This is a genomic window from Pelagicoccus sp. SDUM812005, assembly GCF_031127875.1.
Taxonomy (GTDB): domain Bacteria; phylum Verrucomicrobiota; class Verrucomicrobiia; order Opitutales; family Opitutaceae; genus Pelagicoccus.
Genome location: NZ_JARXIA010000012.1, coordinates 82,150 through 107,432 on the forward strand (window position 1 = coordinate 82,150; position 25,283 = coordinate 107,432).

Genomic DNA, 25,283 nt, shown 5'->3' on the forward strand with positions numbered 1-25,283 from the left:
ATTGTTCGAATCCCCTAGGATTCCTCCACCTCCGCGCCCAGTTCGCTCAAACGCTTGAGCATATCCTCCGGCGACTGCGCTTTTTCGAACGCGTCCCGCGCCGTAATGAGCCCTTGGTTGTACAAGCTCAACAGGTGCGTATCCATAGGGATCATGCCAAGAGCCGCGCCAGTCTGGATATCGGAATTGATGCGGTAGGTTTTGTTGTCGCGAATCAAAGCGCTGATCGAAGTCGTCGTAACCATGATCTCGAGACCCGCCACGCGACCGCCGCCGATCTTCTTGCAGAGCACCTGCGAGATGACGCCCACGATCGAAGACGCAAGCTGCGTACGGATCATCTCCTTCATGTTCGCCGGAAACGCGTCCACGATACGGTCGATCGTCTTCGCCGCGCTGTTCGTATGCAAAGTGCCAAAAACCAAGTGACCCGTCTCCGCCGCGCTGATGGCCGCTTCGATCGTTTCCAAATCTCGCATTTCACCGACCAGAATCACGTCCGGATCCTGACGCAAGGCGCTGCGGATAGCGCCCGAAAACGAATCCACGTCCACCCCGACCTCACGCTGGGTCACGATACATTTCTTATGATCGTGGTAATATTCGATCGGGTCCTCAATTGTAATGATATGGCCACTACGCCGCTCGTTGATGTAATTCACCATCGAAGCAAGGGTCGTACTCTTGCCCGACCCCGTAGGGCCCGTCACCAAAATCAAGCCGCGCGGACGATACAGCAAGTCGCGGATCTTGTCCGGAATGCCGATCTTATCGAGCGGGATAAAGTCGGCCGGAATCAAACGAAGCACCATTCCATAGGTCCCCTTCGCCCGCATCACGCTCACGCGAAAACGCGCCCGGTCGAGATAGGCGAAGCCAAAGTCCGCCCCGCCCGTCGTCTTCACCGACTGGATGTACGAGTCCGGAGTGATGGACTGCATCAGCTTCTCCGTATCCGACGGCGTCAAGTCCGGGCCATCGACCGAAACCATCTCGCCGTGCAAACGAATCGTCGGCGGACGGCCCACTTGGATATGCAAGTCAGAGGCCCCCTCGTCGAAGACCAATTCCAGCAGCTCGTTCATCTCGTAACTCATATAGAAGCAGTATCGTCCAAAACCGCTCCCACCTGAGCTCCGCAAGGCAACGAATCTCCCCTACAAAGATCCACGTAGCCGCAAATTCTTCCCGCATTTCGAGCGCTCGACTTCAAAGCGCCACTCACCCAAGCCCAGCCCTAGGCGAAAGTCGGCTCGTCCACCGTTACCGACAGCACTTCCTCCACCGTCGTCATGCCGGCCATCACCTTGCGCACTCCATCCTCGCGCATGGAACGCATCCCCAACTGACGCGACAAGGAACGCAGCTGGGCCGAAGTCCCGTTCGAATAGATCAAACGCTCCACCTCCTCGTTCACGTTAAAAATCTCAAAAACCCCTATTCGTCCCCGAAACCCTTGCTCGTGGCACTCGGCGCAACCGTTTCCCCTCATGAAGGTCGCCGCCCGGGCGTTCACCGGATCCAAGCCTACCGCATGGATCTCCCGCAGGCTCGGCTCGTAACGCTCCCGACAGCTCGGGCAAATCTTCCTCACCAGTCGCTGGGCTAAGGCCGCCCGCAAGGAAGTAGCTACCAGATAGGGCTTTACGCCGATATCCACCAAACGCGTAACCGCCGACGGCGCATCGTTCGTGTGCAAGGTGCTGAAGACCATGTGCCCGGTCAGCGAAGCGTTGATCGCGATCTCCGCCGTCTCCAGATCGCGAATTTCCCCCACCATGATAATGTTGGGAGCCTGGCGAAGGATCGCCTTCAAGGCCGCCGAAAAGCTCATCCCGATTTCCTTCTTCACCGGAACCTGATTGATTCCCGGCATCTGGTACTCGATCGGGTCCTCCACCGTGATGATCTTGCGGTCCGGCTTGTTGAGGAAGTGCAAACAACTGTAGAGCGTAGTCGTCTTGCCCGAGCCCGTCGGCCCCGTGACCAGCAACATCCCGTCCGGCATGGTGATCATTCGCTCGTACACCTCCTGGTCGTCCGGCAAAAAGCCAAGCTCCGGCAAGCCCAGCATCAGCCCCGACTTGTCCAAGATACGCATCACAATGCTCTCGCCGTAGGCGGTCGGCAGGGTCGAGACGCGCAAATCGTATTCCGTCCCCTCCACCTTCACCTGGATTCGCCCATCCTGCGGCAGACGCTTCTCGGCGATGCTCATCTTCCCCATCACCTTGATGCGCGAGATCACCGGCAACTGCAGGCGCTGCGGCGGCGGATTCGGAATCTCCTGCAAGGTACCGTCCACCCGAAAGCGAACCCGGAAACGATTTTCCAAAGGTTCGAAGTGGATGTCCGAGGCCCGCATGCGGATCGCGTCCGAAATGATCACCTGTACCAGACGGATAATCGGGGCGTCGTCCTCGCCCGTCATCGTGGTCGATATCTCCACCCCCGCGTCCGCGACCTGAACCTCGTCGGCCAACTTCCGCTCCTCCTGGCTCAAGCGAGCCGAAGCCGTCAAATGCGAGTCGAGGTAGGAGGCGTCGATCGCGATCTCCACATCCTCCTCCATCGCCAGCACCGGAATCACCTGCTTGCCCAAAAGGTGGGAAAGCGTGTCCAGCTCCTGCAAAGGATCCGAGATGGCCACCTTCAACCGGTCTCGTCCACCCGACAACGGAAACACTTGGAAGCGCCGGGCCAGAGACTCCTCCAAAAGCTCGCGGGCGTTGTTCGGCCAAGGAGCGTCCGCCAAATCGATCGATTCGAGCGCGAATTCCTTGGCCAACTCCCGAACCACTACCCGGCGTTCCGTATAGCCTTTCGAGAAAATCGCCTCCACCAACGCCTCGTCCCCGGCCCGCGGCAAAGCCGCTCGCAACGCGTGTAGTTGCTCCTCGGACACAAGTCCGCGCGATTCCACGACTTGAAGGATAAGCGACGCGTCAGCCATAACGGATACCAGCAAAACCCAAGCCCCCAATTCCCGCCAGACAAATAAAAGGACGGGCGAAGCGAACTCGCTCTCGGAATAGCCTTGCCGCGACCGGACTCCTGTGCCCCCACTGCGGACGCAGGCTAGGCTGAAGATCCGAGCTGCGGCACGAAAAAGGCGAGGCAGTCCTACGACCGCCTCGCCCCCATAAAATAAACGTTTCGACGCTCGCTACTTCAGCGACATCAAGAACTCGATGTTGTTCTTGGTCACCTTCAGGCGCTTGATCAGCATCTCCATCGCTTCCACGCCCGGCACGCCCTGCATCACGCGGCGCAGGCCGTAGACCTTCTCCATCTCCTGCGGGTGGTAAAGCAGCTCTTCTTTACGGGTGCCGCTGCGCTCGAAGTTGATAGCAGGGAAAATGCGCTTGTTGATGAGATCGCGGTCGAGGTGGATTTCCATGTTACCGGTGCCCTTGAACTCCTCAAAAATAACTTCGTCCATCTTGCTTCCTGTATCCACCAAAGCAGTACCCATGATCGTAAGCGTGCCGCCATCTTCGATGTTGCGAGCGGAACCAAAGAAACGCTTCGGCTTCTGCATCGCGGTGGCTTCGATACCGCCCGACATGATCTTTCCGCTATTGCTGGCCAACGCATTGTAAGCGCGAGCCAGACGGGTGATCGAATCGAGCAGGATGACGACATCCTTGCCCTTCTCCACCATGCGGCGGGCCTTCTCGCAAACCATCTCCGCGCAATGCACGTGGCTGGTCGGCGTCTCGTCGAAGGTCGAGCTGATCACTTCGCCCTTAACCCGGCGCTTGAAATCGGTCACTTCTTCCGGACGCTCGTCGATCAGCAAAACAATCAAGTGAGCATTCGGCCAATTCTCCTGGATCGAGTTGGCAAGCCCTTGCAACAAGATCGTCTTACCCGTACGCGGCGGCGCCACGATCAGGCCACGCTGGCCGAAACCGATCGGCGTCAGCAGGTCGAAGGCGCGCATGGATACGTCCTTCTTGCTGTTGCCCGGATCCGGAGTCTCGAGCACCAGCCGCTCGGTCGGGTAGTAGGGAATCAAATCCTCGAACGGAGTGATCTTGGCCAGCTCGACAGGATCCTCGCCCATGGCAGAGACGATCTTCAAAGCAGCCGGGCAACGTTCGCCCTCTTCTGGAGCAACCGCCAAAACCTCCACTTCATGTCCACGCTGCAACCCGTATTCACGGATCAACGACGCCGGCACGTAAACGCTTTCGGGCTTCAGCTGGTAGTTGCTAACCTGATGGACCACATAGCCGTGACCATCGTCGCTTGTATCCAAAAATCCAGTATCCTTGAAAACCTTCTTACCTTCGCGAGCGAACTTGTAGAGCGCTTCGATCGCCTGCTTGCGGCTGGACTTCGGCTCGAGCTCGGCGCCCAAGGCCCGAACTTCCGCTCCCATCGGCTCGACCTTCAGCTCGTAGAGGGAGGTCAAATCGATCGGTTCGGTTCCATCGAGCTCCGCCAGGATCGCCTCGCAGGCCTCCTTGTTCGGGAAGCGGGCCGAGGCTGGCAATTCGCCTTCGATGTGGTCGCGCTCCGACGGAGGCGGCGGCTGGCGCCATCCGCCTTGCTGCTTGCCGCCCTGCTGATTGCGGTTGCCCTTCTGGTGCTTCCCGTGCTTGCCGCCGTGCTGGTTGTTGCGGTCGCCGCCTTGATGGTCGCCCTTCTTGTTCTTGTTAAACTTGCCACCCTTTTGGTTGCGCTGGTTGCGATCGCCGCGGTCGTTGCGCTGCTGGCGATCGTTGCGCTGGTTGCGGTCGCTGTTGTCGGAACGCTCGCGCTCATCGGACTTGTCCGCGCCATCCTGCTTGGCCGATTCACTGTCGCCGGCAGGCTTGGGACCCTCGTCCGCCACCACCTTCTTGCGCTCGGATGGAGCATCCTTGGCATCGGGAACGACCTCGACCGTCTCCTTGCCCTCGGAGTGGGAACCCCGCCCCTTGAAGTCCGCCGGGCGAAACTCGTTGTCGCTCGGCTTGGCCGGAGCGGCTTTGACGGGAGCTGGCTCTGCGTCCTTGCGAACGGTCTCCTTCTCGACAGGCGCCGGCGCCTCCTCCTTGGAAACGGGGGCTGCTGCCTCCGCCTCGGTCGCCTTCTTGGCTACCTTCCGGGCCACTTTCTTGGCGGCTTTCTTGGCCACCTTCTTCGTGGCCTTCTTGGCGGCCTTTTTCGCTACCTTCTTGGTCGCCTTCTTGGCAGCCTTGCGGGGCAGGTCATCGAAACCGTAATCGAGCGGCAGTCCGCCATCGTTGGTAAAGTCAGAGTCACTAGACATATCGAAATGCTTCTAGAGTGGGAAAGGGATCTTATGTTCCCGGAATGCCGGCCACATCAGCCTGACATTCAAAAAGTTACACGCTATTGGTTTTGGAGGTTTTTGATATTCGAGATCAGGAGGTCAACCTGCTCAGTGAGGAATTCGAGGCTGCCATCATTCAACAAGACGAAGTCCGCAAGCTCAGCTTTTTCGGACACCGGCATCTGCCGCTTCATACGGGCCAGGGCTTGAGTTCGATTCATTCCTCTCTGCTCAAGACGCTCGACCTGCGTTTGCGGATCAGAGAACACGCATATCGTAAGATCAACGTTTTTCTGAAGGTTTTTTTCGAAAAGCAAAGGGATCTCAACCAGCCAATCTCCACCGGATTCCGCCGCCTTTTCCCAGGTGGATCTCACCTTCGGATGCAGTATCGCCTCCAGGCTCCCTAGCAGCTCCGCATCCCCAAAAACGCGCTGCCCTACCGCCGCCCGGTCGATCCCGCCTTCGGGAGAACGCACCGACTCGCCCAAGAGGGCCACCACCTCCGCAATCGTCTCCTCGTCCTTGGCCAACAAGTCGTGCACGATCGCGTCCGCGTCGATGGTCGAAAAGCCTCGCTCCCGAAACAACCTCGAAACCGTCGACTTCCCGCAGCCAATTCCTCCTGTCAGCCCTATCTTCATCGCTACAAGTCCCATAACCCAAGTCGTCCCGCATACAACCCCCAAATCCGCCGCCAAGTGAAGCTTGGCATTCCCGCCTCTCCCCGCATTCTCACCTAGGTCAATGGCTAGCCGATCCACAGTTCCCGCCGCCCTCTCCATCGCCGGTTCCGACTCTGGCGCAAACGCCGGCATCCAGGCCGACCTGCTCTCCTTCGCCGCCAACGGCGTGTACGGCACCACCGCCATCACCTGCCTCACCGCCCAAAACCCGACCGGCGTTTCCGCCATCCAAGCCGCGGAAGCGGACTTCGTCGAAGCACAGATCGACCAGGTCCTGCGCTACTACCCCGTCAAAGCCATCAAAACGGGCATGCTCTTCAACCGGGAAATCATCCTCGCCGTCGCCCGCCGGCTCAAAAAAGCCCCACTCATCCCCCTCGTCATCGATCCCGTCTCCGTCGCCACCAGCGGACACGCCCTCCTGCAGGAAGACGCCCTCGAAGCCCTCAAGCTCCACCTGCTGCCCCTCGCCACCGTCCTCACCCCCAATCTCGACGAAGCCAAGCTCCTCCTCAACCGGCAGATCTCAAATCCCGCAGAAATGCGCGAAGCCGCCCTCGACCTAGCCAGAGCCTACCAGGCGACCGTCCTGCTCAAGGGCGGACATCTCCCGGGCGACAACTTGGTCGACGTCGTAGCCAGCCCGGACGGCCAAAGCCAGAGATTCAACCAAAATCGTATCCTAGATATCGATACACACGGCAGCGGCTGCACCCTCAGCGCCGCCATCGCCGCGCAGATAGCCCGAGGAAACTCCATTCCCAACTCAATCTCCATCGCCCGAAGCTACCTTCGCCAAGGCATGGAAAATCCCATAAAGCTCCCCCAATCCCCCTTCATCAACCACCTCCCCTAGAATGCCCCAAGCCACCAAGCCGCGCCGCGTACCGCTGCTTTGGATACTGTTACCCTACGCCCTCGGAATCGGCATCGCCCGTTTCCTTCCGCTTCCCAACCCGTGGATCCTCCTCAGCGCCTCCGCCTTGGGACTGGGTTTCGCTAACCATGCCGCCAAGGATTACAACAAACGCTGGCACCTCGCCCTCGTTCCCTCCGTCGCCCTGCTCGGCGCCGCCCGCTTCCTCGACCTCCATCTCGACCCGCAGGACCAGATCGCTCACATCCCGCGCGAAGCCGCTCTCCAGCTGGAAATCGACACCCTCTTCAACGCTACCGATCCCGACACCGCCCTCGGCATCGCTCGCGTAGTTGTCGCTCCGATACAACAGAGCGAGCTCAGCGGATTAAGAATCTTCTTCTTTCTCGATACCGATTCCCTCGCTGACTACCCCCGAGAAGGGGAACGCTTTTCCGCGCTCGGTGTCATCCGGCCCCTGCCCTCCTACTCCCAGGGCGACCGCTTCGACTCCTACCTCCGCAACCAAGGAATCTCCCACGCCTACAAGCAAGGTTTCCTCCAAGCGAAGACCGCTTCCGCCGCCGGCCTTTCCAAGCTGACGAACCGAATAAAGGAGAAATTCGCCGACGCCCTCTCCCAGAACAAACGCCCCCATAGCCCCCTCACCGGCGCCTACAAAGGCCTCATGCTCGGACAAAAAAGCGAGCTCACCCCCGAACAAAAGCAGCTCTTCCTCGCCAACGGGACCATGCACCTCTTCGCCATCAGCGGCCTGCATATCGGAGTTATCGCCATCTGCCTCCACCAACTGCTCTCCCTGCTGCGCCTCAAGAGCGGCGTCCGAGCCCTCGCAGCTCTCAGCGCCATCGCCTGCTTCGTACTCGTCACCGGCGGTTCCGCATCCTCCTGGCGGGCCCTGCTCATGGTCGCATGCTTCTACCTAACGAGTTTTGGATACAAACAAGCCTCCCCCATCAACGCGCTCGCCCTTTCCGCCCTGATCTACCTGCTGCTCCTACCCGGCCAGCTGTTCCAAGCCGGCTTCCAAATGTCATACCTCACGGTCAGCGCCATCCTCCTGTTCGGACTCCCACTCGGAAAAACGCTCAACGAACTCCTCCCCCTCTTCTCCGACCGACCGCACGCCATCCTCAACACTTTCCAGCGAGTTATTGTCGCCTCCAAAAAGTGGATACTTGATGCTCTAGGCGTCAGCACAGCGGCCTTCCTGATTTCCGCCCTGCTAGGGATCTACTACTTTCAAATACTTCCCAGCTACGGAATCCTCATAAACCTCGTCGCCCTCCCCATCGCATCCCTCGCCATCATAGCTGGATTCCTCTCCCTGCTTCTCTCGCCCCTAATCGCATGGATTCCCATCAGCGCGCTCTTCAACAACGCCGCTCTCTTCTTGATCCAGATCATCCACACCTTCCTCGAACTCACCAGCAAGCTTCCCGCAGCCAGCATCGCAACCCCTGCCGTCCCTGCCCCTTGGGCAGCGATCGCCCTGCTTACTTCGCTATGCCTCGTCAGCGTCGCCTACTCCCAGGCGGAGCCGCAGAAGGCCCGCCTCTGGCAGGCCTGCGTCCTGGTCGGCTGCGCCGCTTGGATCTTCCTCCTGCCAGCGCTCTGAGGAAAGCAGCAGGCCAGCGCGTCGCCAGAGCCACGCGCACCGCTCTAATTCCATTGACCTGGAAGCCGATCCACCTACTGCATAAAGCCTATGAAATCCGCCTACGAACTCGCCATGGAACGCCTCGCCGCCAGCGACGGCGACCGCAAAGTCGTCACCGAGGAGCAAAAGGCCAAGCTCGCGGAAATCGACGAAAAGTACCGTGCCAAGATCGCCGAGCGCGAAGTCTTCCTGAAGCCCAAGCTCGCCGCCGCCCAAGCCAGCGGCAACTTCTCCGAAGCCGAAGACCTGCGCAAGCAGATCGCCCACGAACGAGCCCGCCTCGAGGAAGAACGCGAAGCCAAGAAAGACGCCATCCGCAACGAAGGCTAGCTTCCAGCCCCGCCTCAGTCTCGCGGCGATTCCGCAGCTGGAACGGTCGCCTCGGGTACTTCGACCTTCGTCGCCTTTTCAGAAGACTTGGCCTTCGCCTGCTTCGTCGGCACCGGTATCACCTTCGCGGCCTCAGCCTTGGGCTGCTCGATGGACGGCGCCACCGGCTTCACCGCGACGGTGGCCATTCGAGGCTCCACGACCTTGCTCTCCTTCTTCCTAAACCACAGGAAGCGCTTCTTCTTTACCTTCTTCTCGACGATCTTGGCGTGCTTGAACTTCGTCTCGCTCGCCTTGACGACCTTCGCCGGCATGACTTTCTCCTGGTCCTTCGCCGCTGGGGAGTCCGTAGGCAGGACTGCCAAGCCTGCCCAGCAAACGACGAACGCCCAGATGCGAAAGCCTCTCATCACTCCGGCTCCGCCGTCCCTTCGACCACCCATTCGCGGGCGTCCGGGACCTGCTTGTAGAATTCCGCCAAGGCCTTGCTCAAGTGCTCCGCATAGCGGTAGTGGGCGCCCAAGCCAGTACGAAGCTCCGCTTCGTAGATGAACTTGTCCGCATGGGTCGAATGCTCGAAGGGCGTCTGGCTGCCGAGCATCAAGCCGTAGAGGTACGCGGGTTCGCCGCGATCCATGAGCTTGGCGAGCAGCGCCTTCTGGCGCTCCAAAAAGGGACGGTAGGCTTCACGATCCGTTTCGGGCGCGAGATAGAAGCCGGCCTGGATACACGGCGTGTAGCGATGACCCGTACGGTGACGGTTCAAGTCGCGCAGTTCCGCGATCGCCATGTTGTTCCACGCGAAGGAAACCCGCATGCGCCGGATCGCCGTCCCGCAGTAGCCGTATCGATTCGCTCGATACTTCAGGGCGTTTCCGATGGACTGGTTTTCCGAAAGGAACGGCGGCATGCTGTTATCGACATTTACCCAAACTTCGTCTTCGAGGTTTTCGATGGACAAGCGGGTCTTGAGCAAATCCAGGCTGCGGTTGTGCTCGGCGAGCGCTTGCTTCTGGAAAGACTTTTCCGCCTTGCTGTGCTTGACGAGACGAGGAGCGAACTTGGCGACTTCAGCGCGTATCAGCTCCGCAACTACCTGAGCTTCCTTCTGAGGGAGCGAGGCGACATGCTTGATGGTCTGGGCCCACATGCGAGCCGACATCACCAGCGCCAGATTCGTCTTGGTCGCGAGCGGGATGAAGTAGCGAGCCCGGTCCAGGGCAAAATTCTTGCGCATGCGAGCCAACACCTTCTCCGGAGTCCCTTCCGGGGCTCGCACCACGCTGGAATCCGCCTCGGCCACCTTGTCCAAGCGGTCGTACTCCTTGTTGTAGCAATCGAAGCCTTCGCTGATGACCGAGAGCCATTCTTCCGCAAGGTCCATCGGCATGCCGATCTCGTCCGGAGTCGGGATGTTCTGCGGGTCCATGGCGATATAGCGGGTGCTGGACTCCTGCCCATCGCACATCTGCGACACCTCGAACAGCTTGAAAGCGAGCCACATGGAAACGTCGTCGATCGCGACCGCGATTCCTCCCGTCAAACCGCCAATCGAAGCGTGCCCGTAGTCCACGAACTTGAGGATGCGGTCGATCGACTTGTCGGCGTTCTTGAGGTCCACCTTCGACATGATCGTATCGATGCCTTCGTTGCTGCGGGAGTAACGAGCGAGGACGGAAGCGAGGAGCTCAGGAGTAACCTGGGCTTCATTGGCAGCAGTTTCAGGGGGTACGATCGCGAGACCAGTAACTTTCATTCAAAAAAAGGTGCGGTTTGGGGACGTCAAAAGTTGGTAAACTGAAGCAATATCCCAAGGTTGCCAGTACAAAGAGAATAGCAATAAAGCCCGCCATTTTGGGACGAGCTTCATTCATCGAATCAGCAGCGCATCATGAACGCGACTACTGGCCGGAAAGCCAAGAACCGAGCGGTCCCTGGAAAAAGCCGAGGACCACGGATCCCGCGATCGCGACCACGATGGTCAGCTTTCCGAGACCAGTAAGGGTAGCTCCCGGAAGCGCCGGAGCCGCTTCGGCTTCCTCGTCCTCGTCGGTGAAGCGCCAGACCTCGAAGAAGGCTGCCTTGATCACGCCGAAATAGTAGTAGATCGAGATCACCACGCCCACGATTCCCACGCCCAGCAACACGTAGAGCTCTGCCTTGAAGGCGGCCACGAAGATGAGGAACTTACCGATGAATCCGGCGAGCGGCGGAATGCCCGCCAACGAACCGATGCCGATCGCCAAAGCAATTCCCAGGAAACCGTTTCGCTTCGCCATGTCGCCAAGGTCGTCCAGCTCGAGGTCGGAGTCCCACACCTTGGGCAAATGGGCGAAGACGGCGAACACCGCCATGGAACCGAGCAAGTAAGCGAAAAGGTAGAAGAGCACCCAATTGGTCGCCTGCGGCACCGCTTGGGCCGCGATCACGCCGATGAGCAAGAAACCTGCGTGCGAAACGCCGGACAGGCCGATGAGCCGCTTGAGGTTGCGCTGCGTCAGGGCCGCGAAGTTTCCGAAAAGAATGGTCAGGGCCGCGATTCCCGTAAGCACCGGAACCAACACTGAGGAAAGCGGGGCGAAGGTCTTAACCAGCGTCAACAGCACCGCGAAGCCGGCCGCCTTCGACGAAACCGCCAAGAACGCGGTCGTGGAAACCGGGGCGCCTTGGTAGACGTCGGGAATCCAGATCTGGAAAGGAAAGGCGCCGATCTTGAAAGCTACGCCGGAGATCACCAGCAGCATGCCGATAATGGCGAGGCTGTCCGTGGGATTCGCTTCGAGGAAGGCCCGCAGGTTTTGGAAATTCATGGCGTCCTCACTGCTGCCCGCAAGGGCTGGATTGCTCGCCGCCCCGTAAAGCAACACGATGCCGAACAGCAGGATCGCGGAGCTGAGCGCTCCCATGATCAAGTACTTGAGCCCCGCCTCCAGCGAGAGCACGTTCTGGCGGAAATAGCTTACCAAGACATAGAAGCCGACCGTCGCCGTTTCCAGCGCCACGAAGAGCATCACGAAGTGATTCGCCATGGCCATGAGCGAGAGCGCCCCTGTTACCACCAAAGTAATCGCAAAGTACTCGACGCGGGCCAGCGTCTTGTTCTCGAAGCTGACCATCGCCAAGTAGCTCACGAAAATCGAAGCCAGCAGGAAGAAGATCCGCAAGGCCTGGCCGGTACCGCTCAGCTCGATCATGCCGCCGAAGGCAACCCCGTTGCAGCAACCGCTCGGGTCGAAAACCACGATGTAGCCGAGCAACAGGATCTGGCCGAGGATCGCGATGCGAGGAATGGCTCCGTGAGCGAACTTCGGAAGGACCACCTCCAGGACGAGCAAGAACAGAGCCAAGCAGCCGAGGATCATTTCTGGGTAGATCGCCCCCCAAGTATTGGTAGCAGCGATTTCGCCGAGGGAATTCAGAGTATCAGTTGGCATGGGAAAATGCGTGAATAATTAACGAGCGCCTAGACTCAGAAATGCGTTGTAAGAAATTATCGAAGTTTTGATTTAAGAAATTCAGGAGCGAAATCGGCGCCGTTCGGCCACGAAACCGTTCCTCCTTCAATGGAGACGCGTGAAAAGACCTCCACGTCCTTCAAGGGACTAAAAACGGGACCTTCGAGCTCGCCCTCGAGATCGACCTCGCCCTCTGCTCCGTCGTTGAAACGAAGCCACAGACGGTAGCCCCCCAAGGGCTTTACTTCATCTACGTGTACAAAGATCGTTTTCATTCTAGAGGAGGTACTTTCTTTAGCGGTTTCTCTTGTTCAGCGAGTCTCCAGTCTTCGAGGAGCGCAGCTTTGTTGATCTCCGTCCACTCTAACACGGCGCTCAAGGCCCGCCTAGGGAAACGACCGGCAACTACGCCTGACTCGATCTCAACAGATACCTCGTAGTCGCCGTAAAACGCGTGAAAATGCGGGGGAGCATGATCTCTATAATACATGCGGACCACAATTCCGAGAAACCTGCTAATCTCCGGCATGTTCGTTTACTAGTGGGAACCTCCTTGCTCGGCTTCCGTCGTCGCGTAGACGGGTTCGCTCTCAAGCGCGTCGTTGAGTGAGGAAGAGATGGTCTTCGGGAAGAAGCCGATGAAGAAGAGAACGATAATGAGGATCAAGGCCGGCACGCGTTCCGCCCAAGTCATGTCGATGACCGTGTGCTCCTTTTGCACCTCCTGGAAATCCTCGGACTCGGTGCCGAAGAATACGCGAGCAATGGCCCGCAAGGCGTAGATCGCGGAGATGATAATGCCAGTCGCCGCGACGCAAAGCACCCAAGGCTTGAACTGCCAAAGGCTCACGAAGATCCCGAACTCGCCCCAGAAATTCGCCAAGCCCGGCCCGGGAAGCGCGATGCTCGCCATCATGCCGCACACGAAAAAGGCGCTGAGCACCGGAGCCTTCTTGGAGAGCCCACCCATCTCTTCCATCTCGAAAGTCTGGGTACGGTGGTGGATCATGGTCGAAAGCATGAAGAGCAAGGCCACCGTCAAACCGTGGGCAACCATCATGATCACCGCGCCGCTGACGCCGATGACCGACATCGCCGCGATTCCTAAAAAGGCGTAGCCCATGTGCATAACCGAGCTGTAACCGAGCATCTGCTTGAGGTCGCGCTGGGCCATGGTCACCAAACCAACGATCACCACGTTGCCCAAAGCCAGCCAAATGATCCAGCCTTCCCACTGCCCGACTCCCCCAGGGATGAGCGGCACCGCGATTTGGATCAGGCCATAGAGGCCGAACTTCTTGAGCACGCCTGCGTGCAGCATGGCCGCCGAGCTCGGAGCCGCCCCATATCCGAGCGGAGCCCAAGTGTGTAGTGGCCAGAGGGATACCAAAATGCCAAAACCGAAGAGCAGCAGTCCGAACGCGTAGGTGGAAACCGTATCGCTCAAAGGCGCCGCCGCGAGGTGAGCCTTGAGCGTGATCAGATCGAAGGACTCCGCCCCGCTCTTCACGTAGAGAGCGATCAGGCCAGCGAGCGAAAGCATCGCTCCTAGGGTCAGGTAAATGGTCATCTTCATCGCCGCGTAGCTACGTTCGCGACCGCCCCAAACGCCTACCATCACGAAGGTCGGGATGAGGGCGAGTTCGTGGAAGAAGTAGAAGAAGAAAACGTCGATGGAAGCGAAGACGCCCATCAGGCCGCTCTGCATCACGAGCAGGCAGAACAAGTAGCGAGAAAGGTTCTCCGCCTTGGACTGGGCGGCGTAAAGGCCCGCCGCCAAGCCGACCACTGCCGCCATCACAAATAGCGGTAGCGCCACTCCGTTGAGGCCGAGGTGCAAGCTGATGCCGACCGCTTCGAGACCGGTGTTGTGACGCGTGACGAAGTCGTAGCCGCCTGCAACTTCTGGATTGTAGGAAACCCAAGCGAAAATGGCGAGGAGGGTCGGTAGCGCAAAACCGGTTACAGAAACGATCTGCACCGCTGGACGGCCGAGCTTGCCCGCCCAGAGCGTGGCGAATGCCGCAAGCAGCGGAATCGCTATGGCGAAATGGAGAAGTGAAACGGAGTCGTTCATTTTACGTAGCGCGGAGCTTTAGCCCGCGTAATCAAGGCAGGATCAAACCTCTGCGGACGCGGGCTGAAGCTCCGCGCTACCTTTGAGATCTGTGATATCTGAGTCATCTGTGGTTAAAAACTGATACAACTGGTTTACGCACTTAGCCCGCGATGAACCAGAAGATGGCGAGACCGGCGATAAACCAGTAAACGTATTGGTGAAGGCTGCCGACGTGCAGGCTCTTGAGCCCGATACCGATCAAGCCTGCCACCCCTGCCGCTCCGCGAATGATCAAACCGGACAGAGCGATCTGCTCGAAGAAGTGAAGGGTCAAGGCCACGCGCTGCTGGATCTTGGCGATATAGAAATCGTACACCTCGTCGAAGAAGAACTTCTTCTGCAGCACCGCGTAGGCCGGACCGCCGAAACGATCTTCCTTCGCGCCCGCCCCATAGACGACCCAGGCGAGAGCAAGACCGACGATCCAAGCGCCGATTCCATGCACCATTACAGTTCCATGGTGTTCGCCATGCGCAATCGCATCGCCCATGTCCACGAGCGGCGCCATCGCTTCAGGATAGATGCCAGCGTATCCACCGAGCACCGCCAAAGCGGCCAGAAGCATCAAAGGAACGGTCATTACCAAGCCATTCTCGTGCGCATGTTTGGCGTTCTCCGAGTTCGCTTTTCCCAAGAAGACGATCTTCCAAAGGCGAACCATATAAAAGGTCGTAAGGAACGCGCCGAAAACCAAGAGGTAGAAAACCGTCATGTTTTCCTCAACCGCGAGAGCGAGGATCGCGTCCTTCGAGAAATAGCCGGAGAGATAAGGCGTACCTACCAGCGCCGCCAAGCCGAGCGTGAAGCACGCGAAGGTGACCGGCATCTTCTTCATCAAACCGCCCATCTTGAAGATGTCCTGCTCGTGGTGGCAGGCGTGGATGATGGAACCGGATCCGAGGAAGAGCAGCGCCTTGAAAAAGGCGTGCGTGGTCAAGTGGAACATCGCTGCCGCGACCCCGCCAGTGACCACCGCGCTGGCCGCGTCGCCGGGGTTGTCCTTGAGAGCGACCAAGCTGCCGAGACCGAAAGCGGCCACCATGTAGCCGAGCTGGGAAACCGTGGAGTAGGCCAAGATCTTCTTGATGTCGCGCTGGGCGATCGCGGTCAAACCGGCGTAAATCGCAGTGGCGACCCCCACCCACATGATCACGTTCAGCGCATCGGCTGTCATGAGGAATCCCGTGCGGCAGAGGAGGAAAACGCCTGCCGCAACCATGGTCGCGGCGTGGATCAAAGCGGATACCGGAGTCGGACCTTCCATCGCGTCCGGAAGCCAGACGTGCAGCGGGATCTGGCCGGACTTGCCCACCGTGCCGCAGAAGAGAAGCAGGCCCAGAGCGGCCGTACCGACGACCACTTCGCCGGAAACCACCAGCTCGCGCATCTCGGTCAGGCTAACCGTGCCGAAGAGGCCGATCGCCATCGCTATGCCGATGAGGAAACCGAAGTCGCCCACGCGGTTGGCGATGAAGGCCTTCTTGGAAGCTGCGGCGGCGCTTGGCTTGTCCAAGTAGAATCCGATCAACATGTAGGAGCTAAAGCCGACGAGCTCCCAAAAGATGAAAAGCGTTACCAAGCTATTGGCCATCACGAGGCCGAGCATGGAAAACATGAAGATCGACAGTCCGCCGAAGAAGCGAGCCTTGTTCGGATCTTCCTTCATGTATCCAAGGCTGAATACGTGAACAAGGAAACCGACGAAGGCGACGACGAAGAGCATCAGCTTGGCGAGGTCGTCGACCAAGAAACCGAAGTCGAGAGAGAGCGGTCCCAGCTGTATCCAGTTCGAGGAGAACTCGAAGTTCTCGAGGCGAAAGATGATGTGTCCCGCAGTTGCGAGGATCAAAGCCGCCGCCCCGACGGATACGCCTGAGGCCAAGGCTCCGTTGCGACGCATGCCAAAAGCGATCGCTGCCGCGGAAATCAATGGAAACGCAAGAAGAGCGTATGCGAATAGTTGAGGATTCATCGGTAAGCTAGTTCTTCAGGGCGTTGAGGTCAGGCACCTGCACGGTCTGCCGCTTGCGGAACAGGGCCACGATGATCGCGAGACCGACCGCCACTTCCGCGGCCGCCACCGTAATGGTGAAAAATACGAAAACCGAGCCGCTCATGCCGCCGTGGTAGCGGGAGAAGGCGATCAGGCCAAGGTTGCAGGCGTTGAGCATGAGCTCGAGGCACATGTAGATGACGAGCGTGTTCTTGCGGCGCAGGACGCCAAAGAAACCGATGGCGAAAAGCGCGGCGCTCACCGCAATGTATTGTTCAAGTCCGACGGTCATCTGCGAATTGAAGTGTAAGTATTAATGGAAATGGAGAGTTAGGAATCGGTCTTCACCTTCTTGCTCAAAACGATGACGCCAATCATCGCGATAAGCAGGAGGAAACCCGTCACCTGCATGGGCAACTGGTAAGTCGTGAAGAGCTCGTAGCCGAAGTTCTTGAGCGAAGCCCCAGCCGCTTCCGGAAGCGACTCGCTCGTGGCCTTGATGTTATCGCTGGAGGTGATCGCCACGACTCCTAGAATAAGCAGCGCGAACCCGATCAAGCTGGCCACCCAAGTGAGCGGCTTCACGCGGTGCTTGTTTTCCTCCTTCACGTCGAGAAGCATGATGATGAAGAGGAAGAGCACCACGACCGCGCCGGCGTAGACCAGGATCTGGATCACTGCCAGGAAGTAGGCTTCCAGCAACACGAAGAGCGACGCCATGCCGAGGAAGGTCATGATCAGGAACATCGCCGCGTTCACGGGATTCTTGCTGAAAACAACGCCAAAAGCGCAACCGAGCGTAAGGGTTGCGAAAAGGTAGAAAAACAGGTCAGTCATTTTGGAAAAACGGGCGGAACTTCTGGGTTTTCGCTTCGGGGCATATCGGCTGGAGGCATGGCGTGTCCATGTCCGCCGCCGTTCTTAGCCGCTTCCTTTTTCTTGTTCCACTTGAAGTGATCGTCGGGCAGCGTGCCGCCGAGTTCGTAAAGCTTCGCCTTGTTGTTCACCATCTCGGCGCGCGTGTAGCCAGACATCGAATACTGGTTCTGCAGCCAGATCGCCTCTTCCGGACAAACCTCCTGGCACATGCCGCAGTAGATGCAGCGAAGCATGTCGATATCGAACTCCTTGGGAGCCTTCTCGACGTGCGCGTAATCGCTGTCCTCGGGGATCTCGCCCGGAGTGATGCGGATCGCCTTGGGCGGGCAAACGAATTCGCACAGCTGGCAGGACACGCACTTCTCGCGGCCTTCCGGATCGCGAACGAGGGTAGGCACTCCACGGTAGCCGGCCGGAATGGGCGGACGCTGTTCTGGGTATTCCAAGGTTACGGTTTCGCCGAAGAACATGCGGCGGAAGGTAACCGTGAGACCGCGTACGATCTCAGGAATGTAGAGCTTTTCTAAAAAAGTAAGGGGTTTTCTCTTAACGACGATAGCCATGGCTCGTGTGGGTTAAGGTCTCTCCAAAAAGTAGATGACAAAGGTGTACACGATCAGGTTGGCGATCGAGAGCGGCAAAAGCATTTGCCAACCGATGCGCATGACTTGGTCGTAGCGAAAACGTGGAAGCGTCCAGCGAATCCACATGAAGAAGAACATGAAGCCGCAGAGCTTGCCGATCATGGTACCGACCGAAAGCACGCCCGCAAGCCAACCGTGGACGCCGAAATCCGCCCAGGTCATGAAGGGCAGCGGATGCCAGCCACCGAGGAAGAGAACCGCGACGACCGCGGATCCGACCAGCATGTGAGCGTATTCGCCCACGAAAAAGAGACCGAACTTGAAAGAACTGTACTCAGTATGGAAGCCGCTCACCAGCTCCGTCTCGGACTCCGCCATGTCGAATGGCAAACGGTTGGTCTCGGCAAAAATGCAGACCACGAAGATCAGGAAGGATCCGGGCATCCACATCGCATTCCAAAGGGCCCCGCCTTGAGCGTTGACCACGTCGACGAGGCTCAAAGTACCATCCGTCCCGGGAGCGTTCAGCCACATGAATACGGGCAAAACCGAGATACCCATCGCCAGCTCGTAGGAAATCATCTGAGCGGAAGCGCGAATGCCTCCAAGAAATGGATACTTCGAATTGGAAGCCCAACCGGCAAGCACCACCCCATAGACGCCCAGCGAAGAAATCGCGAAGAGGAAGAGGATCGCCACGTTGAGGTCAGCGAGAACCAGGTTCACCACCTCGCCCGCCGCGTTCTCGAAATAGCCAAACGGCACCACCACCACAGTAGTCAGGGCCGGAACCAAGGATAGAACCGGAGCGAGCGTGAAGTAGAGCTTGTTAACGTGCGCCGGCGTTACGTCTTCCTTGAAGAGAAACTTCAAACCGTCCGCCGCTGGCTGGAAGACGCCGAGGCGAGTCAGGAAACGGCCGACGTAGGGAATCGATCCGATGATCGGAAGCGTGGTCCGGTTCGGACCAACACGGCCCTGAATCCAGCTGGAAATCTTACGCTCCGCGAGAACGGCGTAGGAGCAAAATCCCATCAGCACGCTCACTACGACAATCGCGTAGATCGACTTGATTGCTATATCAGTAAGTTCCATGACGCTAGAAGGAGGAGCGCGAAGCCTTGGCCTGCGACCGCAGAGAGTTGATCTTGCATTGAACACGCGGGCTGAAACTCCGCGCTACCTTAAATCGTGTATTCATCCCTTCGCTACCTCCACAACTTGAGGTTCAAAGTGGAGCGACTTGCCTTCGACGAAGGCCAGTCCGGAAAATGCCGAACCATCGAGCAATACGCCGGTATCGGCGATGCCCTTGAAGCTAAGCCCCTCGAAGATACTTCCTTCCGCCGCGATCTTTTCCCATACAGTGCCCACGACCGATGGATAGGTCTCGCCGGAGAGGCTGGCTTGGATCGCCGACAAGGCAGCAAGGTCGTCGATAGAACCGACCGGCCCTGGAATCGCCTTATGGAATTTCTGGATACGGAACTGCTGGTTGATCAAGGTGCCGGACTTTTCGAATTGGGTCAGACCGGCGATCGCCACGTCCGCATTCCGAGTCGTGGCAGTAGCATGCGTATCGATGGCCACGAGCTTCAACTTCTTGAGCTGCTCTTCGCTAAGGCCCGCCGCCACCAAGTCTTCCTTCGCAGCTAGAACGGTCTTAACTTCGCCGCTGTCGATTTGGGAACCGAGCACCGAAAGCTGCTCTGCCGGAAGATCGGAAATCAAGCCCGTCGCCAGTGCCCCGCGTACGTTCGGATTGCGATCCTTGGAGATGAGAATTCCGTCGTCTTCGCCGTATCGAGCGACCAAATACACGCCTTTCGCATTTACTTGATCGGCGATCTGCTTGAGCACGAACTGCTCTTCCACCGTGTTGCGCCCGGAAGCGACGATGGCAACGCCCTCCCCTTTCAGGAGTTCGGCTGCCGCCTTGAGCGCTTCCACTGCGGACGTGCCCACGCCGTTGACGGTCGAGTACGAGAGGCGGTCCTCCGCTTCGATCTGCTTGTAAAGCTCGCGGCCGGAGTCCGGCATCCAGGTATCGTTCACCTCGTCGTTGCGACGCGGCGTCACGCGGTAGACCTTGCCCTCGCGGGAGGAAACCACCGTGTTGCAGCCAACGCTGGACTCGAAATCGATGCTCTTGGTTTCCTTGAGGAACCAGACGCGCATCTTGAACCGGAAGTCCGTGCTGGTCAGCGCTCCCACCGGGCAGATATCGACTGTATTAAGAGAGTAGTTGTTAGCCAGCTCCTTGCCGGGGAAGCAGGTCAAGGTCGAGTAGCTGCCGCGATCGGTGAAGCCGAGCACGTCGTCCTTGGCCACTTCTTGCGAGAAGCGGATACAGCGCGAGCAGAGAATGCAACGCTCGTCGTCGAGCGTCACCCTCGGCCCCAGACGCGTACGCTTGGGCTTCACGTTCTTCTCTTCAACGAAACGGCTGTATCCACGTCCGTGCGACGCGGAAAACTCCTGCAGCTTGCACTCGCCCGCCTGGTCGCAGATCGGACAATCGAGCGGGTGGTTGATCAGCAAGAACTCCGTAACCGACTCGCGCGACTCGATGGCCTTCTGCGAGTTGGTCTTGATGTGCATGCCGGGAGCCGCATTGGTGCCGCAAGCGATGGCCGGACCGGGCATCCACATGATCTTAGGCGTGCCGTCCTCGTTGAGCATCGGCTCGCCGGTGGCGCGGTCCTTGCCGGGCATGCCCATCTCCACGAGACACATGCGGCAGTTGCCCGCGATTGAGAGCTTCGGATGGTAGCAGTAATGCGGAACCTCCTTGCCGAGCATTTTGACAGCCTCGACCATGTTGGTACCCGGAGGCACCTGCAGGTCTTGTCCGTCAATATTGACCGTTATCAGGTTATCTTTCTTTTCCTCAGCCATTACACGCGAGTTCCTTTATGGCTTGGCGGTCAGCATTGGGATCGCTGAGGTGCGCCGCATATTCTCTAAATTCGTCTTCAAACTTGGCAATGTAGCTCTGTACCGGCCACGCCACCGCAAAACCGAAAGCGCAAATGGTACGGCCTGCGATCTGGCCCGCTACGTCGAGCATCAGGTCTACGTCTTCGGGACGCGCCTGGCCGTGCACCATGCGCGAGGTAATCTTCTTCAACCAAAGCGAACCTTCGCGGCACGGAGTGCACTGGCCGCATGATTCGTGGGAGTAGAATGCCATCAGGTTGGCCAAGGCCGCCGGGATGGATACCGTGTCGTCGAGCACCATCATGCCGCCGGAACCGGACATGGAGCCCGCCGCGGCTATGCCGTCGTAGTCCAAAGGAATGTCTTCCAGCCCCCAATCGTACTCGCTGCCGTCGGGGTTCTTGCCCTTGTAGCGCTCGCCGTTCTTGAGGATCTTCATGGAAGAGCCGCCCGGGATGATCGCCTTGATGCTGCGACCGGGAAGAGGGCCGCCGCAAACGTCGTAGACCAGCTCGCCCAAGGTCATCTCGCCCACTTCGTAGTAGCCGGGACGCTGGACGCCGCCGGACACGCACCAGATGCGCGTACCCGCGTTGTTGGGACGGCCAATCTTCTTAAACCCTTCCGCGCCCAGGTCCAAGATATGGACCGCGTTGCACAGGGTTTCCACGTTGTTGACGATGGTGGGGCAATTGTAGAGGCCGAGCACGGCCGGGAAGTAAGGCGGTTTGATACGCGGGTTGGCCCGCTTGCCTTCGAGGGATTCGATGAGACCGGTTTCCTCGCCGCAAATATAGGCTGCCGCGCCGCGGTGCACTACGATATCGCAGCTGTATCCAGATCCCAATACATTATCTCCGACAAATCCCTTTTCCTTCGCTTCCAAGATCGCTTGGTCGAGGATCTTAGCTCCGTACGGCATCTCTTCGCGGATGTAGATGAATGCCTTGGCTACGTTGTTGGCGAAACAAGAGATCATCATGCCTTCGATCAGCTGATGCGGATCCTTGTGCACGATCTGGCGATCCTTGAAGGTGCCGGGTTCGGATTCGTCGCAGTTGCAGATCAGGTAGATCGGCTTGCCGGACTTACGGTCGACGAAGCTCCACTTCAAACCGCAGGGGAATCCCGCTCCGCCGCGACCGCGCAAGGTAGACGCCTTCACCTCGTCGATGATCGCCTGCGGCTCCATGGTGACCGCCTTCTTCAGCATGTCGTAGCCGCCATGGGCTAGGTAGCTGTCGATATGCGGCGTGTAGCCGGGTTCGTCGGCGTACTTGAGGACGAGGCGCTGCTCTTTGGGATGTATTGCCATCTTAACTACGATTTCGCCTCCGCTTTGATCTTGTCGCAAATTTCCTTAGCCTTCTCCACGGTCAGGTTCTCGTGCAGGTCCTCGTCGACCAGCATCACCGGCGCGCTGCCGCAGCTCGCTAGGCATTCGGCGAATTCCACCGTTACCTCGCCGCCAGGAGACACCTGGTTGAGCTCGGTCTCGAATTCCGCAAGCATCTTGTCGCAAACCTTGGAACCGCCCGCCATGGCGCACGAAAGCGTACGGCACACGCGGATGTGACGCTTGCCGATCTTGTGCTGGCGGAAGAACGGGTAAAAGGTGACCACCGACAAAACGTTGATCGGCGCGATACCGAGCTTCTCAGCCACCCATTCCGCGGCTTCGTTAGAGATGAACCCCTGATCCTTTTGGATCGCGTGCAACAAGGGCATGACCGCGCTCTGCGCTTCCGGATACTTCGGAATCGCAGCTTCGATCTCAGCTAGCGTCTCTGGCTTTAAGTCCATTTTTTAAAAGTATGAATTCTGAGGGATGATCTTATTGAGGTAATTGCTTATCGGATACAGGCTCCGACTCACCCTTCGCTCTTCACCATTCGCCCTTTTCTACCGATCGCATTCCCCCATGACGAAGTCGAAGCTGCCGAGGATGGACGGGATGTCCGAAACCATGGAGCCAACGCAAAGCTTTGGCAGGATGCTCAAATTACAGAAGGAAGGCCCGCGGATCTTCATGCGGTACGGCACTCCCCCACCCTTCGAGTGGATGAAGAACCCAAGCGCCCCCTTCGGAGCTTCGCCTTCGAAATACACCTCACCCGCCGGGATCTGCGGCCCCTCGGTAGTGATCATGAAGTTCTGGATGAGCTCCTCCATGGAAGTGAGCGTCTTGTCCTTGTGCGGCAGGATGATCTTCTTCGCGTCCTCCGCCCGGTAAGGCCCTTCCGGCATCTTATCGATCGCCTGGCGGATGATGCGAACGCTCTGCCGCATCTCTTCCATGCGTACCAAGTAACGGTCGTAGCAATCCCCGTTCTCGCCCAGCACCACTTCGAAGTCGTACTTCTCGTAGCCGGAGTAAGGAGCGTCGCGGCGCAAGTCCAAGTCCACACCCGAGGCTCGGGCGTTCGGTCCGGTCAAGCCGTAGGCGATGGCGTCTTCCTTGCTGATCACGCCGATGTCCGCGGTACGGTCCACGAACACGCGGTTGCGGGAAAGCAGGCTCTCCACGTCGTCGAGCAGAGGCAGAAATTCCTCGCAGAAAGTCAAAACCCGGTCCGTCCAGCCCTCAGGCATGTCGCGGGTCACCCCGCCGATGCGGCTGTAGCTCGTGGTGAAGCGGGCCCCCGTCAGCTCCTCGAAAAGCGTGTACAGCTTCTCGCGCTCGGTAAAAGTGATCATGAACACCGTCAAGGCCCCCACGTCCATCGTGTAGGCGCCCAAGCCCAGGAGGTGAGCCGAGATGCGCGCCATCTCGCTGGTCAGCACCCGAATGGCCTGGCAGCGCTCCGGCACCTCGATGCCCGTCAGCTTCTCCACCGCCATCGCGTAGATCGCGTTGTTGGCCAGCGGGGCGAGGTAGTCCAACCGGTCCGTGTAGGGCACGAACTGGTTGTAGGTCATGTTCTCGGCAATCTTCTCGTCGCCGCGGTGCAGGTAACCCAGCACCGGGTCGCACTTCTGGATGATCTCCCCGTCGAGCTCGAGATTGAGGCGCAAAACCCCGTGTGTGGACGGGTGGGATGGGCCCATGCTAAGCTCGAGCTTCTCAGTCTCGAACTCTTCCGAAGCTTGCGCCGCCCGCGCTCCCGCGTCCGGCATGGTGTATTCTTTAGATTCGGTCGCCATTGGCTAAATTCGTTTCGATATGTGGCAATTGCAGCGGGCCGCCTAGGCGTCCGGCTTCTCCTTTTCCTCGCTCCAGCTCTCGTCCTTGGCTCGAGGCTCCTTATCCGCCTCGAAGCTAGAGCTGCTAGACACGAACGGCCCTCCCGCCATGGGAGCGGGGATCACCTTGGTGCCAGTCTCCTCGCGGATCTCCTCGTCCCACAAGTCTTCCTCGTGTCCGGCCAGAGGAAAATCCTTGCGCAAAGGATGGTACGGGTAGCTGTCCCACATCAAGATGCGACGCAGGTCCGGGTGGTTCTCGTACTTGATGCCAAACATGTCGTAGGCCTCGCGCTCGTGCCAGTCGGCCGCCGGCCAAAGCGACACCGCCGACGGCGCCACCGGATTTTCGCTGTCCAAGCAGTCGGCAGCCACGCGGATGTAGACATGGTTGCTAGTGGACAAGAGGTGGTACACCACCGTGAAGCGCGGGCTCGCCTCCACTCCGTTGTCGATGCCCGTAGCGTCGACCAGCATGTCGTAGCCATGGTTGTCGCGCAGGGCCTTGAGCACATCGACCAACGAGTCGATCGGGCAGTTGAAAGAGGGCCAATCGGCAGATTCGCGCTCTGCGACTTCGGAGTTAACTCCTTGCAGGGCGGCGAGTAGATCTTGAGCAATCATCGTGCGAGCAGATCAGGATTTAATTTTGAGGAGGTCCTTGGCCGACGTCTCCGTACGCACCTTGTCCTGCAGCTTTATAAGGGCGTCCAGCAACGCTTCCGGCCGCGGCGGGCAGCCGCTCACATAAACGTCCACCGGCACGATGCGGTCCACTCCCTGCAGCGTCGCGTAGGAGCGGTACATGCCGCCCGAAGAGGCGCAGGCCCCCATGGCGATCACCCATTTCGGCTCCGCCATCTGGTCGTAGATGCGGCGCACGATAGGCGCCATCTTGTAAGTGACGGTGCCAGCGACGATCATCACGTCCGACTGGCGCGGCGAAAAGCGCATCACCTCGGCGCCGAAGCGCGAGATATCGAACTTCGAAGCCCCGGAGGCCATGAGCTCGATCGCGCAGCACGCCAGCCCCATCGGCATCGGCCAAAGCGAGTGGGTGCGAATCCAGTTAATGACAGCGTCCGCCTTGGAGACGATCACGCCCCCCTCGACCTTGCTGTTGTAACCTATGTCTGCGTTAGAAGAGACCATTTTTCTCAGAAAGCTTCAAACGCCCGAACCTACGTCGCCCTAGGTAACATGCAAGCGGGATTTGCCCGAAACCAGATGGATTCGCCCTCGCGTTTATTTTTTGAGAAAAGTCATTGACCGAGCGAATCCGAATCGCCT

Annotated in this window: 24 protein-coding genes; 3 read left to right on the top strand and 21 right to left on the bottom strand. The window is 58.8% G+C overall.

All coding sequences use genetic code 11. The annotated features are described in order from the left end of the window. Positions 1–14: 14 nt before the first annotated feature. The 4 genes from QEH57_RS14735 to coaE all read right to left on the bottom strand — a co-directional run bounded on the left by QEH57_RS14735 (position 15) and on the right by coaE (position 5,946). Positions 15–1,097, bottom strand: a complete 1,083-nt coding sequence (locus tag QEH57_RS14735) for a type IV pilus twitching motility protein PilT (RefSeq protein WP_309007518.1) — start codon at positions 1,095–1,097, stop codon at positions 15–17. 140 nt (positions 1,098–1,237) lie between these two features. Further along, positions 1,238–2,953, bottom strand: a complete 1,716-nt coding sequence (locus QEH57_RS14740; protein ID WP_309007519.1) for a GspE/PulE family protein — start codon at positions 2,951–2,953, stop codon at positions 1,238–1,240. A gap of 213 nt (positions 2,954–3,166) precedes the next feature. Then, positions 3,167–5,263, bottom strand: coding sequence for a transcription termination factor Rho (gene rho / locus QEH57_RS24975; protein ID WP_343224783.1), 2,097 nt, complete (start codon positions 5,261–5,263; stop codon positions 3,167–3,169). 83 nt (positions 5,264–5,346) lie between these two features. Then, the gene (gene coaE, locus QEH57_RS14750; RefSeq protein ID WP_309007520.1) at positions 5,347–5,946 is read right to left on the bottom strand and encodes a dephospho-CoA kinase; all 600 of its coding nucleotides are present in this window, start codon (positions 5,944–5,946) and stop codon (positions 5,347–5,349) included. 88 nt (positions 5,947–6,034) lie between these two features. On the opposite strand from coaE, the gene thiD reads away from it, so the two are divergent. From thiD to QEH57_RS14765, 3 genes are all read left to right on the top strand, one after another. Beyond that, on the top strand, positions 6,035–6,829 hold the full coding sequence (gene thiD / locus QEH57_RS14755; protein WP_309007521.1) for a bifunctional hydroxymethylpyrimidine kinase/phosphomethylpyrimidine kinase: 795 nt from the start codon (positions 6,035–6,037) through the stop codon (positions 6,827–6,829). Position 6,830: 1 nt separating this feature from the next. Then, the gene (locus tag QEH57_RS14760) at positions 6,831–8,468 is read left to right on the top strand and encodes a ComEC/Rec2 family competence protein (RefSeq protein ID WP_309007522.1); all 1,638 of its coding nucleotides are present in this window, start codon (positions 6,831–6,833) and stop codon (positions 8,466–8,468) included. Between the two features lie 90 nt (positions 8,469–8,558). Then, positions 8,559–8,840, top strand: a complete 282-nt coding sequence (locus QEH57_RS14765) for a hypothetical protein (RefSeq protein WP_309007523.1) — start codon at positions 8,559–8,561, stop codon at positions 8,838–8,840. A 14-nt stretch (positions 8,841–8,854) separates the two neighbouring features. Here the strand turns inward: QEH57_RS14765 and QEH57_RS14770 are convergent, their stop codons facing one another. The 17 genes from QEH57_RS14770 to nuoB all read right to left on the bottom strand — a co-directional run bounded on the left by QEH57_RS14770 (position 8,855) and on the right by nuoB (position 25,145). Next, on the bottom strand, positions 8,855–9,250 hold the full coding sequence (locus QEH57_RS14770; protein WP_309007524.1) for a hypothetical protein: 396 nt from the start codon (positions 9,248–9,250) through the stop codon (positions 8,855–8,857). Then, complete coding sequence (locus QEH57_RS14775; RefSeq protein ID WP_309007525.1) at positions 9,250–10,596, bottom strand: FAD-dependent thymidylate synthase; 1,347 nt, start codon at positions 10,594–10,596, stop codon at positions 9,250–9,252. Before QEH57_RS14775 ends, QEH57_RS14770 begins: the two co-directional genes overlap by 1 nt. A 145-nt stretch (positions 10,597–10,741) precedes the next feature. Next, complete coding sequence (locus QEH57_RS14780; protein ID WP_309007526.1) at positions 10,742–12,274, bottom strand: NADH-quinone oxidoreductase subunit N; 1,533 nt, start codon at positions 12,272–12,274, stop codon at positions 10,742–10,744. Between the two features lie 56 nt (positions 12,275–12,330). After that, positions 12,331–12,570 carry a DUF2442 domain-containing protein gene (locus tag QEH57_RS14785; RefSeq protein WP_309007527.1) on the bottom strand — a complete coding sequence of 80 codons (240 nt, stop codon included), beginning with the start codon at positions 12,568–12,570 and terminating at the stop codon, positions 12,331–12,333. Further along, entirely contained in the window at positions 12,567–12,824 is a 258-nt protein-coding gene (locus QEH57_RS24980) for a DUF4160 domain-containing protein (RefSeq protein ID WP_343224784.1), read from the bottom strand. The genes QEH57_RS14785 and QEH57_RS24980 overlap by 4 nt, the downstream gene beginning before the upstream one ends. A gap of 9 nt (positions 12,825–12,833) precedes the next feature. Then, a complete protein-coding gene (locus QEH57_RS14790) occupies positions 12,834–14,372 on the bottom strand; it encodes an NADH-quinone oxidoreductase subunit M (protein ID WP_309007528.1) in 1,539 nt (512 codons plus the stop codon). A gap of 142 nt (positions 14,373–14,514) precedes the next feature. Further along, positions 14,515–16,386, bottom strand: coding sequence for an NADH-quinone oxidoreductase subunit L (locus QEH57_RS14795; RefSeq protein ID WP_309007529.1), 1,872 nt, complete (start codon positions 16,384–16,386; stop codon positions 14,515–14,517). Between the two features lie 7 nt (positions 16,387–16,393). Next, positions 16,394–16,699: an NADH-quinone oxidoreductase subunit NuoK gene (nuoK, locus tag QEH57_RS14800; RefSeq protein WP_309007530.1), complete on the bottom strand. Its 306-nt coding sequence runs from the start codon at positions 16,697–16,699 to the stop codon at positions 16,394–16,396. A gap of 38 nt (positions 16,700–16,737) precedes the next feature. Next, a complete protein-coding gene (locus QEH57_RS14805; RefSeq protein ID WP_309007531.1) occupies positions 16,738–17,244 on the bottom strand; it encodes an NADH-quinone oxidoreductase subunit J in 507 nt (168 codons plus the stop codon). Further along, complete coding sequence (locus QEH57_RS14810) at positions 17,241–17,849, bottom strand: NADH-quinone oxidoreductase subunit I (RefSeq protein WP_309007532.1); 609 nt, start codon at positions 17,847–17,849, stop codon at positions 17,241–17,243. The genes QEH57_RS14805 and QEH57_RS14810 overlap by 4 nt, the downstream gene beginning before the upstream one ends. A gap of 12 nt (positions 17,850–17,861) precedes the next feature. Beyond that, entirely contained in the window at positions 17,862–18,965 is a 1,104-nt protein-coding gene (locus QEH57_RS14815) for a complex I subunit 1 family protein (RefSeq protein WP_309007533.1), read from the bottom strand. 102 nt (positions 18,966–19,067) lie between these two features. Beyond that, positions 19,068–20,768 carry a 2Fe-2S iron-sulfur cluster-binding protein gene (locus tag QEH57_RS14820; protein ID WP_309007534.1) on the bottom strand — a complete coding sequence of 567 codons (1,701 nt, stop codon included), beginning with the start codon at positions 20,766–20,768 and terminating at the stop codon, positions 19,068–19,070. Further along, positions 20,761–22,125, bottom strand: a complete 1,365-nt coding sequence (nuoF, locus tag QEH57_RS14825; RefSeq protein WP_309007535.1) for an NADH-quinone oxidoreductase subunit NuoF — start codon at positions 22,123–22,125, stop codon at positions 20,761–20,763. Before nuoF ends, QEH57_RS14820 begins: the two co-directional genes overlap by 8 nt. Positions 22,126–22,130: 5 nt before the next feature. Beyond that, a complete protein-coding gene (locus QEH57_RS14830) occupies positions 22,131–22,613 on the bottom strand; it encodes an NAD(P)H-dependent oxidoreductase subunit E (RefSeq protein ID WP_309007536.1) in 483 nt (160 codons plus the stop codon). Between the two features lie 99 nt (positions 22,614–22,712). Continuing rightward, positions 22,713–23,954 carry an NADH dehydrogenase (quinone) subunit D gene (gene nuoD / locus QEH57_RS14835; protein ID WP_309007537.1) on the bottom strand — a complete coding sequence of 414 codons (1,242 nt, stop codon included), beginning with the start codon at positions 23,952–23,954 and terminating at the stop codon, positions 22,713–22,715. Between the two features lie 42 nt (positions 23,955–23,996). Beyond that, positions 23,997–24,617, bottom strand: coding sequence for an NADH-quinone oxidoreductase subunit C (locus QEH57_RS14840; protein ID WP_309007538.1), 621 nt, complete (start codon positions 24,615–24,617; stop codon positions 23,997–23,999). Between the two features lie 12 nt (positions 24,618–24,629). Next, positions 24,630–25,145, bottom strand: a complete 516-nt coding sequence (gene nuoB / locus QEH57_RS14845; protein ID WP_309007539.1) for an NADH-quinone oxidoreductase subunit NuoB — start codon at positions 25,143–25,145, stop codon at positions 24,630–24,632. Positions 25,146–25,283 lie beyond the last annotated feature (138 nt).